We start from the raw sequence: 14273 nt of genomic DNA on the forward strand, positions 1-14273 counted from the left end.
CATACACACGCGGCGTTATCCTGGGCCGGGTTGCGCTCGTCATGAGCCCCCGGCGCAAAAAGTGTAATTTTTTTTTCCGATAGGTTGTAAAAAACCTGCTCACATCGGCAGATTTTCTTCCTTTTTTTTGTTGGCAATCGTTTGCTTTTACCAGATGGTCAGATAAAATGCCCGCTTTTCCACCGTGGGATTGCCGCCGATGTCCGTTAACACCATAGAGTCGCCCGATGCGCAACCGATTGCGCAGAAGCAAAATAGCGAACTGATTTACCGCCTTGAAGACCGCCCGCCGCTGCCGCAGACGCTTTTCGCCGCCTGCCAGCATCTTCTGGCAATGTTTGTTGCGGTGATCACCCCGGCGCTGCTGATTTGCCAGGCGCTCGGTTTACCGGCGCAGGACACGCAGCACATTATCAGTATGTCTCTGTTTGCCTCCGGCGTGGCCTCCATTATTCAAATTAAAGCCTGGGGTCCGGTGGGCTCTGGATTATTGTCAATTCAGGGCACCAGCTTTAACTTCGTGGCGCCGCTGATCATGGGCGGTACGGCGCTAAAAACCGGCGGCGCAGATGTCCCGACGATGATGGCAGCGCTGTTCGGCACGCTGATGCTGGCCAGCTGCACGGAGATGGTCATCTCCCGCGTGCTGCATCTGGCTCGCCGCGTGATCACCCCGCTGGTTTCCGGCGTCGTCGTTATGATTATCGGCCTGTCGCTGATTCAGGTGGGCCTCACCTCCATCGGCGGCGGCTACGCGGCAATGAGCGACCACACCTTCGGCGCGCCGAAAAACCTGCTGCTGGCGGGCGTGGTGCTGGCGATCATCATTCTGCTTAACCGTCAGCGTAACCCTTACCTGCGCGTGGCCTCGCTGGTGATCGCCATGGCGGCGGGCTATCTGCTGGCGTGGGCGCTGGGCATGCTGCCGGAGAACACCGCGCCGACCAACAGCGCGCTGATCACCGTCCCAACGCCGCTTTACTACGGCCTGGGCATTGACTGGGGCCTGCTCCTGCCGCTGATGCTGGTCTTTATGATCACTTCTCTGGAGACCATCGGCGATATTACCGCCACCTCTGACGTCTCCGAGCAGCCGGTGTCCGGCCCGCTGTACATGAAGCGCCTGAAAGGCGGCGTGCTGGCGAACGGCCTGAACTCATTTGTCTCTGCGGTATTCAACACCTTCCCGAACTCCTGCTTCGGCCAGAACAACGGCGTGATCCAACTGACTGGCGTGGCCAGCCGCTACGTTGGTTTCGTGGTGGCGCTGATGCTGATCGTCCTCGGCCTGTTCCCGGCGGTGAGCGGCTTTGTGCAGCACATTCCTGAACCGGTGCTGGGCGGCGCAACGCTGGTGATGTTCGGGACTATCGCGGCCTCCGGCGTGCGTATCGTCTCCCGCGAGCCGCTGAACCGCCGCGCGATCATGATTATCGCGCTGTCGCTGGCCGTTGGTCTGGGCGTTTCCCAGCAGCCGCTGATCCTGCAGTTTGCGCCTGACTGGGTGAAAAACCTGCTCTCTTCCGGCATCGCCGCCGGCGGTATCACCGCTATCGTGCTGAACCTCGTTTTCCCGCCTGAGAAGAACTGATCTCCCTCACGGCAGGCAGTCAATGCCTGCCGTGACATCTAATTACACCATTCCCGCCTTGAGCATTGCGCATAAATCGTGCATAACTCCCTTATGTTCGTTTTGCGGGATGGAAGACCATGAAATTTATTGGAAAGCTACTCGTCTATCTTCTGGTAGCCCTGCTTATTGTGCTGCTGGCGTTCTATATTTTGCTCCAGACCCGCTGGGGCGCGGCTCAGGTCAGCAGCTGGATAACGGTGAATACCGACTACGAACTCAGTTTCGATAAGATGAATCACCGCTTTTCGTCCCCTTCCCACCTCATTCTGGAAAATGTCACCTTTGGGAGGGACGGTAAACCCGCCACATTAGTTGCCAAAAAAGTCGATATTGGCCTGAGCAGCCGCCAGATCACCGATCCGCTGCACATGGGCACCATCACCCTGTTCGACGGCACGCTGAATCTCTCGCCTCAAACGGCGCCGCTGCCCTTCCAGGCCGATCGTCTGCAGCTGAACAATATGGCCTTTAACAGCCCGAATACTGAATGGGATCTGAGCGCGCAAAAGGTCACGGGCGGCGTCAGCCCGTGGCAGCCGGAAGCGGGCAACGTGCTGGGTAAAAACGCGCAGATACAGATGAGCGCGGGCTCGCTCACTCTTAACGGCGTACCGGCCACCAACGTGCTGATCGAAGGCCAGCTGAACGGCAAGGAGGTAGTGCTGAACACCATTGGTGCCGATATGGCCCGTGGCTCGCTCACAGGCTCCGCCCTGCGCAACGCCGACGGAAGCTGGATTATCGACACCATGCGCCTGAACGAGATCCGCCTGCAGAGCGACAAAACGCTGAAGGCGTTCTTCGCGCCGCTGGCCACCATTCCTTCTCTACAGATTGGCCGTCTGGAAGTCACCGACGCCCGCCTGCAGGGCCCGGACTGGGCGGTGACCGATCTCGACTTAAGCCTGCGCAACCTGACGCTGAGCAAAGGCGACTGGCAGAGCCAGGAAGGCCGCCTGTCCATGAACGCCAGCGAGTTTATCTACGGTTCGCTGCATCTGTTTGACCCGATCCTGAATGCGGAGTTTTCCCCACAGGGCATGGCGCTGCGCCAGTTCACCTCACGCTGGGAAGGCGGCATGATGCGCACGTCCGGCAACTGGCTGCGCGACGGCAAAGCGCTGGTGCTGGACGATGTCGCCATCGCCGGGCTGGAATACACCCTGCCCGAAAACTGGAAAACGCTGTGGATGGAGCCGCTGCCGGAATGGCTGAACAGCGTCACGCTGCAAAAATTCGGCCTGAGCCGCAACCTGGTGATCGACATCGATCCCGACTTCCCGTGGCAGATCACCTCCCTGGACGGCTATGGCGCAAACCTGCAGCTGGCGAAAGATCGCCAGTGGGGCGTCTGGGGCGGCAGCGCAACATTGAACGGCGCGGCGGCGACCTTTAACCGCGTGGACGTGCGCCGTCCGTCGCTGGCGCTGAATGCGAACGCCGCTACGGTCAACATTAGCGACCTGAGCGCCTTTACCGAGAAAGGGATTCTGGAAGCCACGGCGACGGTTTCACAGCTGCCGCAGCGGCAGACCACGGTGAGCCTGAACGGGCGCGGCGTACCGCTCAACGTGCTGCAGCAGTGGGGCTGGCCTGCGCTGCCGATTACGGGCGACGGCAATATTCAGATGACCGCCAGCGGCAGCATGCAGGCGAATGCCCCGCTGAAGCCGACGGTGAACGGCAAGCTGAACGCGGTGAATATGGATAAACAGCAGGTGCAGCAGACGATGACGGGCGGCGTGGTGTCGACACCACCCTCACCCCAGCCCTCTCCCTGAAAGGGAGAGGGAGTAAACCGTTCCCTCGCCCCTGGGGAGAGGGTTAGGGTGAGGGGAATTAAAGGTGAACCACCAACTCATCCCCCTCAGCTCTCACCACCACGCCCCACTCGCTGCCAGCGTGCGAGCCACCCTTGACGCCGCTCACCTTCTGGACGTTGCGCAAGCATACCGACCAGTTTTGCGCGTCTCCCGCGCCGGTAAAGATCACAATGTCGCCCTGACGTGACGCCTTCAGCGTAAACACCACAGAACCATCCGCCGCAGGCACTTCGCTCACCGCCGTTGCGCCGTCGTCCAGGTTAAACAGCTGGAAGGCCGTCCCCTCGTTCCACGCGTAGTCCGGCTTCTGGTTGTTGCTGCCCAGCGCCAGCAGGGTGTTATCGCGCACGTAGACCGGCAGGCTCATGAAATCATGCCGCTGCTTATGCCAGCGGCTGCCCTGAATTTCGTCGTTGTGCCACAGGTGCGTCCAGCGGCCTTCCGGCAGGTAGAACTGCACGTCGCCCGCCTCGGAGAACACCGGCGCGACCATCACCGAATCCCCCAGCATGTACTGTCGGTCGAGGTAATCGCACGCCGGATCGTCCGGGAACTCCAGCAACATAGCCCGCAGCATCGGCGTGCCGAACTCGCGCGCCAGCGCCGCCTGACGGTACAGGTACGGCATCAGCTGGCACTTCAGCTGCGTGAAATGGCGCACCACGTCGCAGGACTCGTCATCGTACGCCCACGGCACGCGGTAGGATTTGCTGCCGTGCAGGCGGCTGTGGCTGGAGAACAGCCCGAACGCGCACCAGCGCTTGTAGACGTGCGCCGGAGCGGTGTTTTCAAATCCGCCGATATCGTGGCTCCAGAACCCGAAGCCGGACAGGCCAATCGACAGCCCGCCGCGCAGGCTTTCGGCCATCGATTCGTAGTTGGCGTAGCAGTCGCCGCCCCAGTGCACCGGGAACTGCTGCGCGCCGACGGACGCCGAACGGGCAAACAGCACCGCCTCTTCTTCCCCCACCGTCTCTTTCAGCACGTTCCACACCAGTTCGTTGTAGATGTAGGCGTAGTGGTTGTGCATCTTCTGCGGATCGGACCCGTCAAACCACTGCACGTCCGTCGGGATACGCTCGCCGAAGTCGGTCTTGAAGCAGTCGACGCCCATCGCCACCAGGCCTTTCAGCTTGTCGGCATACCACCGGCACGCGTCCGGATTGGTGAAGTCGTAAATCGCCAGGCCCGGCTGCCATTTGTCCCATTGCCACAGGGAGCCATCCGGGCGCTTGAGCAGGTAGCCCTTCTCTTTTAGTTCACGGAAGACTGGCGACTTCTGGCCGATGTACGGGTTAATCCACACGCAGACTTTGAGCCCTTTCTCCTTCAGGCGGCGGATCATCCCTTCCGGGTCCGGGAAGGTCACCGGGTCCCACTCGAAGTCGCACCACTGGAAGGCCTTCATCCAGAAGCAGTCGAAGTGGAACACGTGCAGCGGCAGGTCGCGCTCGGCCATGCCGTCGATAAAGCTGTTTACCGTCGCTTCGTCATAGTTGGTGGTGAACGAGGTGGTAAGCCACAGGCCGAACGACCAGGCAGGCGGCAGCGCCGGACGCCCGGTGAACTGCGTATAGCGGTTGAGCACCTCTTTCGGCGTCGGGCCGTCGATCACGAAGTACTCGAGATACTCCCCTTCCACGCTGAACTGCACTTTGGAAACCTTCTCGGAGCCCACTTCAAACGAGACGTTTTCCGGGTGATTCACCAGCACGCCGTAGCCGCGGTTGGTCAGATAGAACGGGATATTTTTGTAAGACTGCTCGGTGCTGGTGCCCCCGTCGCGGTTCCAGGTCTCGACCGTCTGGCCGTTGCGCACCAGCGCGGTAAAGCGCTCGCCCAGGCCGTAGACCGTTTCCCCCACGCCGAGATCCAGCCGCTCGAATACGTAATTGCGATCGGTATTGCTGTCCTGTACGTAGCCGTTGTTTTTCAGCTGGCTGCCGGTAATGCGCTGGCCGTTGCGCAGGAAATCCAGCGCCCAGAACTCGCCTTTGGTGACGCGCACGCTGACGCTGCCGCTTTTCAGCTCGGCAAAATCGGCGTTGTTTTCAATCTCGACCTTCACGTCCTTCAGAACGTTCAGCGGATAGTGCGGGCCGTTGTTCAGCGCGCCCTGGAAGTGCTCGATGCGCACCCCGACGATCCCCTCCTGCGGGGCAAACAGGCGCACCGTAAACATCAACGTGTCGAGCTGCCAGGTGCGTTCGCGCACGTCGCGCGGCGCAACAAATACCACCAGATCGTTGCCCTGCTGCTCCACGTCGAACACCTGAACCGGATACGTCACGTTCAGGCCCGGTTGAATGAGCCAGTTTCCATCACTGATTTTCATGCTTTCGTCCTCTTAGTTCTGCAATTCTTTGCTGACCGGCAGATTTTCAAACTCCTGCTGATTGCGGCGCGCACCCTGCGCCAGCTCGCCCAGGATTTTGGTCAGGAAGGGGGTTTTCAGCGTGTAGTAGCGTTTGGCGATAATGGCGCTCAGCACGTAGCAGACCGCCGGAGCCAGGGTAAACAGGCCGATGATGATGCTGATGGTCGCGCTGTTCTGGGTTTTGGCTGCCGCGTCGTAGCCGCCGCCTGCCAGCATCCAGCCGATCATCGCCCCGCCCAGCGCCAGGCCGAGCTTCAGCACGAACAGCGTGCCCGCAAAGCTGATGCCAGTCAGGCGCTTGCCGTTGGTCCATTCGCCGTAGTCGACGGTATCGGACATCATCACCCACTGAATCGGCGTCACCAGCTGGTGCAATACGCCGATAACGAAGATGAAGCCGAACATCAGCGCCGTGGCATGCATCGGGACGAAGAACATCGCCACGCTGACCACCGCCAGCGCGGCGTTGGTCCACCAGAAGATGCTGACCTTGCACTTCCAGTCGGTGAGCGGTTTCGCCAGCGCGGAGCCGATCAGGTTGCCGACGCAGTAGGTGGTGAGGAACGCGACGAACACCTCCGGCGAGCCCATGATCCAGGTGCAGTAGTACATCATCGCGCCGCCCCGCACGCAGACGGCGAGGATGTTGAGGATGGTGAGCACGCCGACGATGCGCCACTGGTCGTTTTGCCAGATGTCGCGCAGGTCTTCCCGCATGGAGGTGGTGCTCGGCGGCACCTGGATGCGCTCTTTGGTGGTGAAGAAGCAGAACGCCAGCATCAGGAACGCGACCACCGACAGCACGGCGATCCCGCCCTGGAAGCCGAATGCCTTATCGTCGCCGCCAATCAGGTTCACCAGCGGCATCATCAGCACCGTGGAGAGCATGCCGCCCGCCGTCGCCAGCACGAAGCGCCAGGACTGAAGGGAGATACGCTGAGTCGGGTCGTTGGTGATCACGCCGCCCAGCGCGCAGTAGGGGATGTTGACCACGGTATAGAGCAGGGTCAGCAGCGTGTAGGTCACCGCGGCGTAAACCATTTTGCCGTTGAGGCTGAGGTCCGGCGTGGTGTAGGCCAGCACGCAGACGATGCCGAACGGGATGGCGCCGAACAAAATCCACGGACGGAACTTGCCCCAGCGGCTGCGGGTGCGGTCGGCAATCAGCCCCATGCACGGGTCGGAGATCGCATCCAGCGCGCGCGCCAGCAGGAACATGGTGCCGACAAACCCGGCGGGAATGCCGAAAATATCGGTGTAGAAAAACATCATGTACAACATGACGTTATCAAAAATGATGTGGCTGGCGGCGTCTCCCATGCCGTAGCCAATCTTCTCTTTTACAGACAATACTTCGCTCATCTTTTTTTATCCTTCACGCTGTAGGGGGCGCTGAGACCGGTTGCATTGGTTTTAAACCATTGTTTCAAAGGCGGGTATTGCGTTTTCTGGTTAGCAGATTACGTTTCTTGTTTTTTGTGATCGCGGTAAATGTCGGAGAGCACGAAAGGCTAACCTGAGGATTTTCTTAAGAATTAACTGAAACAGGGGTGTACAGGTCAAAAGAGAGGTGAAAAAAGTGTGCGGGGGGATGTGGTAAATGCCTGAAAGTAGCTATAATGCGCCCCGCCTCCATGTAGCAATGCAGGCGCGGAAGATCGTCATCTCCGGTGAGGTGGCTGGACTTCAAATCCAGTTGGGGGCGCCAGCGTTCCCGGGCAGGTTCGACTCCTGTGATCTTCCGCCAAAAATGCTACAATCTTTCATAACTTAAACATAGTAACAAATTATCTATATTTTTGCCTTGAAGCGCTACGTCTTACGTTTTCTATTTCTCTGTCAAATTTAGTTCTTATTGATGGCATAAATCTTTCACGAAGCGTTAAACCGTAAGACTCTGCTTCTTTTAATTCCTCCTTCTCTAAATAAGAAATAAATTCTGTAGCTTTTTGTATGCGTTTTTCGACACGCTCGATTCTTTTTGATTTAATCGTGTTATAGCTTTCCCAAATTGTATACTCGTCCAACGCTAGTCTCGTAAGTTCATTACATACATATGAGTCATACAAAGCAGTATCGGTGGATACTAAATCCAGGTAAGTGAATGCTGAAGATAAATTATGGAATATATGACTACCGTAATTTGTTACACGAACCGAATCAATTGTGTCTGTATATTCATCCAATCTGTTATTGGATTCTATAAGCCCGTAACGAAGCAATACATCTAGTGATTCTTTTTGATCATCTTCTATATGAAATTTGTTTGAAAGCTCAGTAATTAATTGTGGTAAAGCATAAAAAGAAGAACCATGCGTTTCATTATGATTTGTCAATATTGATAAAAATCTTAGCATTGTAAAATGGGAAGATTTCTGCTTCGAACGAAGTTGGAAAACATTTGGCACATAGCTTTCCGACTCTTCATAAAAAAATCTATTCGGAATCATTACGGGTTTTAAAACTTGATGTATTTGCCATGTCCAATCAGTACGTGAAGTTATTTCATCTATATTTGTATATCTTGACTGCAATAATCCTCTAAATAGCTCAAGAGCAAGCCTAATATTACCATGTGCACATGCAGTTAAAAAACCAGCCAAATGAGAGCGATTAGAACTGAATTCTGAACGCAAATTTCGCAATAATACTTGGATCGTTAAAACAATTTCAGGAGTAATTTCGCTTGGAAGGAAGTTATATGTTTTTGTAGGGCTATTTAAGAGTTTAAGAACATAATCGAGCCGTTTCAAAAAAACATTGTGAGGTGAAGGAGAACCTAAATGAAAACCTGAATTTTGAAAAGCATCGAGCACACCTTTTATTGTTGAAGCATAAAAACGCTCTTCTCTCATAGAAATCACGACTAAGCACCCGAGCATTTTAGCTATTTGTTGGGCATGTGTAAAACTATATTCTTGCAACGCTCTGTATTGATCTGTATTGATCTGTATTATCTATTACAACTATAACACCTTTCTTTTGCGTCTTAAGATAATTAAATAACCTTCGAACTACATATGGCTTATCATTTTTCCACGTATCAACCAATTCATTTAGGAATCTATTATAGTCAATTGAATCGGTAGGTAGTCCATATAAAGACTGTCGCTGTGCTATTTCATATTTATCTTTGAATAAATCGAGTAAAACGTCCCTATTTGAACTCAAAATATTGTCAATATCCATTTTAATGACTAGTTCATTCCAAATAGTTTCTTCGATTGCATGCTTGTCTTCGGGAACAGTCAGAAGATCAATTAAAACTACTACTGCATTCTCCTTTACAATTTTCGGAGGTTTGACATAGAGTAATCGTCGTAAAAATGTTGATTTACCAATTCCCTTTCCTCCAAACAATACCACTACATCTGCTCGTGACTCTCTTTTTATACTTTCTTCTAATCTGATTCCGAAAATACCGCCATCATCACTTATCGTTGTATCTTTTACTCCAAAATTCTCTAAATATGGTGTTACTGAATCTACTAATATTGCAGAAGCTGATTTAAAAGCTGAATCGTAACTTGAATCTGATACATATACTTCATTCATTAATTCAACATCTGATGCATTTATTTGCCCGAAAAACCTTTCTGCGATCGGCCTCAGATATTGAACATATTTGTTAGCTTCAATAGTTCTTGTGTACACTGGAATATCATGTCCAGCGCGATATGTCTCTCTGTTTTCATTTGGAGTTCTTGAAATTAAGGCATTTAGAGAGCCATCATATGAAATACACTTATAAGATAATGAATTATAGAATTTTATAAAGTCAGTATCAATCGACTCTAATGAGGGAATTACGAAAGCTCTTAAACTTTTCCAATCTGTACTAGTCTCGAATACTCTAAAAAAATCCATTCATGACCATTAGTGACACAAGCAAAGTTTGAACCTATTTCCAAACAATAGTTGCGAACTTGGATCATTGCATCTTTAGTATTTTGGCTGGTTAATAGTGTCCGAACCGAAACAAAACGTATCTGGTTATCAGATGTTAATCCGGCTTTCTTAGGAAAGTCAAATGAAACACCTTCCCTCTTTGCTTCAATTACCAATGCTATCTTACCCGCGGTATTGTAAAGCATGTAATCTGCATAGCCGGGGTGAATTGACACTTCTCTTTTAACTGAAGACTTAGGCCAGTCAAGCACCTCATGGATAATCGTATCAATCACATTTGCTCGTGTATCTGCTTCATTCAAGGCTCGTCCGTTATGTTTTTGTGACAACGTTCTCAAAATTAGATGCTGATTCAAGATTACCTCCAGAAAAGAGAAACCGCGCTTAATAAGATAGCAGAGGAACTTTATACATTGTAATAAAACATTTATAGATTTGCTTTTTAACAATTTCAGATATATTTGGTTATACTTTCTAAATTAAAAGAGTTTAACCTAGTGGCTCTATACGCTTCTCTCTTAAAGCCTCCCTCGCCAGCTCCTTCAACCAGCTGGCGAGACTCACCCCTTCCTCAGCAGCCACTGCATCCAACTGTTCCTTCAATGCCGGATCAATTCGCATCTTAAACTGCGGAGACTGCCCGCCGCCTTTTGGTTTTTTTTCGCGCGATATGATCGACATGAGGCCATCTATCCATCTACTCTGGCACACATAGGAGGCCACCTAAACCTCCTGTACTTGCAACGCCCCGATGTGCGGAAACACAACTGGAGCGTCTAACCTCACCAACTATCAAGGAATTGATTATGGCTGATTCGCATTCTACCCCAGATACCGACCAAACCGGAACCGAGCGTTCGTTAATTGTGGGATACCGCCCGAATGTTTTCGACAAATCCATGCCGAAAAATCATCCTTTCCGGCAAATGGCTTCGCGCGGCGGGTTTTGATACCGGACAGCAGGTTACGGTAAAGGTGATGAAAGGGTGCATCGTTCTGGTGGCGTATAACGAGCAGGAGCAAAGGATTCTGGACGATTACAAACGCACTAAAACAAAGTTATGCCAGATCGAGAACACGCTGGCGAGCTTGCAATTATCATAACTATTCCCGCTGTTATCAAGTTGGCTGCTGGGCATGCAGCCAACATAAAAAAACAATATGGAATGCCAGATTTCTTCCATAACATCCAAAAAGCAATCGAACCCAACATGTAATGCTAACTTACAAGTTCAATATTTGATGACATTCATCATTTCAATACCTGATGCGATTTTAACTTAGCATTTATCTTACGATGGCAACGAAATCATAATTCAACGTTATAATTTTTAAAAATCTATCTGAGAAACTAATACATCGCAAAGAGCAATTTTAAGTCCCACTCTATTATTATATTTGCTTTTCTATTTTGAAACGAAAGTCACAATCTAAACCCTTAAAGAAGAGTAGTTTACCTCAGTCTATAAAAGGAGATTGAGATGGCTATACCTGTTTACTTATGGCTCGAGGATGATTCAGGCCGGAGGATTAATGGTTCTGTCGATATAAAAGATCGCGAAGGTTCAATAGAAGTAATTGAATTTATGCATTCTATAGAACAACCTATAGATAAATTCTCCGGAAAAATCACAGCAAAACGCATTTGTAGTACCTATGCATTCATGAAAGAGATTGATTCATCATCCTCATATCTATACAAAGCATTGTGCACTGGGCAAACACTAAAAAAAGCAGAATTTATATTTTACAGGATCAACTATAACGGACTCGAGGAGGCTTACTTTAAGACAACGTTAGAAAATGCAAGAGTTGTTCAAATTGAACCTGTCATGTTTGATATTAAACATCCGCATAACGAACACTATACACACCATGAATATGTAGATCTGACATATGAAAAAATCACATGGCAATACATTGATGGAAACATCACTCACTCTGATACCTGGAAAGAACGCGCTTAAGGAGAAAATATGTCCTGGGAATATGATGTAAAAGAGCATAAATTTTATCTGGATGGTGTCTACCAATTTGATGCAGATTACGCAGGTGCAAGTGGTTACAAAAACGATCCGTCACAAGAATGTGTAAAAAACAGCGGACCGCTGCCACGAGGTACCTACACTATTGGGTCCCCTCATAATTCAGCCCACACCGGGAAATATACTCTCAGCCTCACGCCCTACTCGACAAATGATATGTGTGGTAGAGACTCATTTAAAATACATGGTAAAAGCAGTTTGCACCCCGACGACTCTTCAGAGGGCTGCATCATTGCTCCCCTGAGTGCCAGAAGGAGTATCTGGAAAAGCAACGATACGGTATTGATTGTCAAATGAAGCATTTATTTTGTTTATTGCCATTACTCGTTGCAGTCAGTTCGCACGTCTCAGCAACGGAAATGACCGGCTTCGCGACCCAATATTACGATGAAGACGGCTCGCTGACGGAAATTTCAACAACAATGCCCCTTACTCCAATCATCACCATCGGTAAGAAAACCGTGCAAATGGAGGTTACTCATCTGGCAGACATCTCCAGCACACCAGTCAACAAAGACAGTTCCGCTCGCTGGATCTGCCTTCATGACGACGATGGCACGAATTACTGGTTCATTTCTGATAAGGAAATGGGCGCTGGATTGTTAACTGCGCTAGTTATAGCCAAAGATGGCATCCATCACGAGTGTGCTAAAACACCGGAACCTGTCAGCGTCTCAGTCGCTAATGTTCCATTATTAAATGCGACGCATGGGAATTTAGCCGCATTGTTCGGCAAGAAAGAGATCGCCAACAAGAAAGCGATGCTTTTTTACCAGGAAACGCCAGTACAGAATGGATTCATCAAGAGCAATACCGTCTCTTATTACTTCGCTGGCGAAAAAGTGCGTGGCGTAATCATCGGGCAAATTACCAGTAACTAGCTTGCAGACTCCCTCTCCTTAGGGAGAGGGCGTTAAGCCTGTCCACCCAACCGCATATGCAACAACGGAAACGGATTCCCCTGCCCGTCCAGTTCCGAGCGTCCGACCTGCTCAAATCCCATATGGCGGTAAAACGCGACGCCCTGCGGGTTCTGCTCATTCACGTCCACCTCGTTCACACCAAACTCTGCGATGGCATATTGGAGCAGCAATTTCCCGACCCCCTTCCCCCGGCTCGCATCATCAACAAACAGCATCTCAATGCGGTTTTCATCCACGCCTAAAAAGCCGTGAATAACGCCTGCGTCATCGCGAGCCATCACGACCTTAAGGTTAGGCAGATAGGCGTTAAGCAATAGCGGGCGCAGCGCCGCAATATCGCTTTCCTGTAAAAAGTGATGGGTGGCGCGGACGGAGGATTCCCAGATCGCGACCAGACGTTCGAAGTGTGAGGGAAGTGCGGTTTCTATTTTCATGGGGGGATCATGTGCGGTTTAGAACGTTAATTCAAGTCACTCCTTGCGCTCTGTCCACCCTCACCCTCTCCCACGGGGAGAGGGAACTGAACGTGCGGTTTTTCATCCCCTACCCTAATCTCCATCACCGCGTACACCCCGTCCTTCGGCACTACCACGGTGACGTTTTCCACCGGCACGCCCGCCGCGAGGTGTATATCCTGCAGCTGCTGTAACGACCTCGGGTAAATATCCTCCCAGCCGATGCCCCGCAGCACAAAATCAATCTGCGGGCTGCTGGTGAGCATGTTCGACACAATCAACGCCCCGCCTGGCTTGACCAGCCGCAGCGCGCGCTGGAGAAAAATCACTGCGTCGGTATCGTTGAAGTATTCGAAGATCCCCAGCGCGTCGACAAGTTCGGCCTGATGCTCGCCCAGCTCCAGCAGCAGGTCTTCGTTACGCACCAGCGTATGGAGCAGGTTGCGCCTGAGCAGGGTCAGCTGTTCGCCCACCACGATGCCCTCCTGCGCCGCCATGGTTTCGGCCCAGCTGAGCGCCACCGGGTCTTTGTCCACCAGCGTAAGATACACCTGCTGGCCGTCGAGCTTTGCTTCGCGCAGCGCCTCCAGCACCGGGATGGCGGCACCGCTCGCGAGGCTGATCCAGTTGTTCTCGCTCTCATTATGAATGTACTTTTCCACCAGCGCGGCCAGCACGCGGGCGCGGGAGCGCACGCCGACCGCGTCGTTAGCGTGGATAAACCACTGGCGGCTATCGCTGTCCATTTTAGTGCCGTCGGGCAGGCGATCCTCCAGCGGGTTTTGCACCACAAACAGCGCCAGCGCGGAGGGCACCAGCCGGGTGCGCCACGCGGCGAGCGCCGGGCGGTTACGGAAGGCCTGTTCGGAATAGCGGTTCTGCGGGACAAGCACGGCCTGTCCTCCTTCGTCGTATTCCACTTTCGGCGGCCGGAGCGCTGGCTCTGCTTTCAGGGCGCGATCAAGGGTGGCGATTTCACGGGCAGCATCGTCTTTCATTGGCCACTGGTCGCTGACGTCGGGAAAGGACGCACTGAAAATCGTCATATTTTCCGGTGCATCGCCGCGAAAAGGCTGCCAGTTCATATCGTCTTCCCTCCGTTAGGCTT

At 52.2% G+C, this 14273-nt stretch carries 13 protein-coding genes, 1 tRNA gene and 1 pseudogene; 7 read left to right on the forward strand and 8 right to left on the reverse strand.

Annotated elements, in window-relative coordinates; all coding sequences use genetic code 11:
- Window positions 1-199 precede the first annotated feature (199 nt).
- Window positions 200-1591 (forward strand): xanthine/proton symporter XanP, encoded by a 1392-nt coding sequence (xanP, locus tag USG84_RS18855; RefSeq protein WP_014881972.1) that lies wholly within the window; start codon window positions 200-202, stop codon window positions 1589-1591.
- Between the two features lie 119 nt (window positions 1592-1710).
- Window positions 1711-3414, forward strand: a complete 1704-nt coding sequence (locus tag USG84_RS18860) for an AsmA family protein (protein ID WP_253540224.1) — start codon at window positions 1711-1713, stop codon at window positions 3412-3414.
- A 58-nt stretch (window positions 3415-3472) separates the two neighbouring features.
- On the opposite strand, the gene yicI is transcribed toward USG84_RS18860, so the two are convergent.
- Window positions 3473-5791: an alpha-xylosidase gene (gene yicI, locus USG84_RS18865; RefSeq protein ID WP_320738417.1), complete on the reverse strand. Its 2319-nt coding sequence runs from the start codon at window positions 5789-5791 to the stop codon at window positions 3473-3475.
- Between the two features lie 12 nt (window positions 5792-5803).
- Window positions 5804-7195 carry a glycoside-pentoside-hexuronide family transporter gene (locus USG84_RS18870; RefSeq protein ID WP_151412338.1) on the reverse strand — a complete coding sequence of 464 codons (1392 nt, stop codon included), beginning with the start codon at window positions 7193-7195 and terminating at the stop codon, window positions 5804-5806.
- A 290-nt stretch (window positions 7196-7485) separates the two neighbouring features.
- Between USG84_RS18870 and USG84_RS18875 the strand changes: the two genes are divergently transcribed.
- Window positions 7486-7580, forward strand: a tRNA-Sec gene (locus USG84_RS18875).
- Window positions 7581-7620: 40 nt separating this feature from the next.
- On the opposite strand, the gene USG84_RS18880 is transcribed toward USG84_RS18875, so the two are convergent.
- The 4 genes from USG84_RS18880 to USG84_RS18895 all read right to left on the reverse strand — a co-directional run bounded on the left by USG84_RS18880 (window position 7621) and on the right by USG84_RS18895 (window position 10423).
- Window positions 7621-8697, reverse strand: a complete 1077-nt coding sequence (locus USG84_RS18880; RefSeq protein ID WP_320738418.1) for a hypothetical protein — start codon at window positions 8695-8697, stop codon at window positions 7621-7623.
- 46 nt (window positions 8698-8743) lie between these two features.
- Window positions 8744-9700: a hypothetical protein gene (locus USG84_RS18885; RefSeq protein ID WP_320738419.1), complete on the reverse strand. Its 957-nt coding sequence runs from the start codon at window positions 9698-9700 to the stop codon at window positions 8744-8746.
- Window positions 9652-10098: a type I restriction enzyme HsdR N-terminal domain-containing protein gene (locus tag USG84_RS18890; RefSeq protein ID WP_151412330.1), complete on the reverse strand. Its 447-nt coding sequence runs from the start codon at window positions 10096-10098 to the stop codon at window positions 9652-9654. The genes USG84_RS18885 and USG84_RS18890 overlap by 49 nt, the downstream gene beginning before the upstream one ends.
- 133 nt (window positions 10099-10231) lie before the next feature.
- A complete protein-coding gene (locus USG84_RS18895) occupies window positions 10232-10423 on the reverse strand; it encodes a toxin-antitoxin system HicB family antitoxin (RefSeq protein ID WP_253540214.1) in 192 nt (63 codons plus the stop codon).
- A gap of 125 nt (window positions 10424-10548) precedes the next feature.
- Between USG84_RS18895 and USG84_RS18900 the strand changes: the two are divergent.
- The 4 genes and pseudogenes from USG84_RS18900 to USG84_RS18915 all read left to right on the forward strand — a co-directional run bounded on the left by USG84_RS18900 (window position 10549) and on the right by USG84_RS18915 (window position 12668).
- Window positions 10549-10846, forward strand: a pseudogene (locus USG84_RS18900) (SymE family type I addiction module toxin).
- Between the two features lie 377 nt (window positions 10847-11223).
- Window positions 11224-11709 (forward strand): Hcp family type VI secretion system effector, encoded by a 486-nt coding sequence (locus USG84_RS18905; RefSeq protein WP_253540212.1) that lies wholly within the window; start codon window positions 11224-11226, stop codon window positions 11707-11709.
- Between the two features lie 9 nt (window positions 11710-11718).
- On the forward strand, window positions 11719-12084 hold the full coding sequence (locus tag USG84_RS18910; RefSeq protein ID WP_072051083.1) for a tlde1 domain-containing protein: 366 nt from the start codon (window positions 11719-11721) through the stop codon (window positions 12082-12084).
- Window positions 12081-12668 (forward strand): hypothetical protein, encoded by a 588-nt coding sequence (locus USG84_RS18915; protein WP_253540210.1) that lies wholly within the window; start codon window positions 12081-12083, stop codon window positions 12666-12668. The genes USG84_RS18910 and USG84_RS18915 overlap by 4 nt, the downstream gene beginning before the upstream one ends.
- A 32-nt stretch (window positions 12669-12700) precedes the next feature.
- Here USG84_RS18915 and USG84_RS18920 read toward each other — a convergent pair whose 3' ends face one another.
- Together USG84_RS18920 and USG84_RS18925 are read right to left on the reverse strand one after the other, a co-directional pair.
- The gene (locus USG84_RS18920; protein WP_151412327.1) at window positions 12701-13144 is read right to left on the reverse strand and encodes an acetyltransferase; all 444 of its coding nucleotides are present in this window, start codon (window positions 13142-13144) and stop codon (window positions 12701-12703) included.
- A gap of 26 nt (window positions 13145-13170) precedes the next feature.
- On the reverse strand, window positions 13171-14250 hold the full coding sequence (locus tag USG84_RS18925; protein ID WP_151412326.1) for a class I SAM-dependent methyltransferase: 1080 nt from the start codon (window positions 14248-14250) through the stop codon (window positions 13171-13173).
- Between the last annotated feature and the right edge of the window lie 23 nt (window positions 14251-14273).

It is taken from the genome of Enterobacter sp. 168J2, from assembly GCF_034107265.1.
GTDB lineage: Bacteria > Pseudomonadota > Gammaproteobacteria > Enterobacterales > Enterobacteriaceae > Enterobacter > Enterobacter nematophilus.

Bases quoted from the DNA above. Each gene is read 5' to 3' on its own strand.
- USG84_RS18870 (WP_151412338.1), bottom strand. From the start codon at position 7,195: ATGAGCGAAGTATTGTCTGTAAAAGAGAAGATTGGCTACGGCATGGGA.
- USG84_RS18905 (WP_253540212.1), top strand. From the start codon at position 11,224: ATGGCTATACCTGTTTACTTATGGCTCGAGGATGATTCAGGCCGGAGG.
- USG84_RS18885 (WP_320738419.1), bottom strand. From the start codon at position 9,700: ATGGATTTTTTTAGAGTATTCGAGACTAGTACAGATTGGAAAAGTTTA.
- USG84_RS18895 (WP_253540214.1), bottom strand. From the start codon at position 10,423: ATGTCGATCATATCGCGCGAAAAAAAACCAAAAGGCGGCGGGCAGTCT.
- USG84_RS18920 (WP_151412327.1), bottom strand. From the start codon at position 13,144: ATGAAAATAGAAACCGCACTTCCCTCACACTTCGAACGTCTGGTCGCG.
- xanP (WP_014881972.1), top strand. From the start codon at position 200: ATGTCCGTTAACACCATAGAGTCGCCCGATGCGCAACCGATTGCGCAG.
- USG84_RS18915 (WP_253540210.1), top strand. From the start codon at position 12,081: ATGAAGCATTTATTTTGTTTATTGCCATTACTCGTTGCAGTCAGTTCG.
- yicI (WP_320738417.1), bottom strand. From the start codon at position 5,791: ATGAAAATCAGTGATGGAAACTGGCTCATTCAACCGGGCCTGAACGTG.
- USG84_RS18860 (WP_253540224.1), top strand. From the start codon at position 1,711: ATGAAATTTATTGGAAAGCTACTCGTCTATCTTCTGGTAGCCCTGCTT.
- USG84_RS18925 (WP_151412326.1), bottom strand. From the start codon at position 14,250: ATGAACTGGCAGCCTTTTCGCGGCGATGCACCGGAAAATATGACGATT.
- USG84_RS18910 (WP_072051083.1), top strand. From the start codon at position 11,719: ATGTCCTGGGAATATGATGTAAAAGAGCATAAATTTTATCTGGATGGT.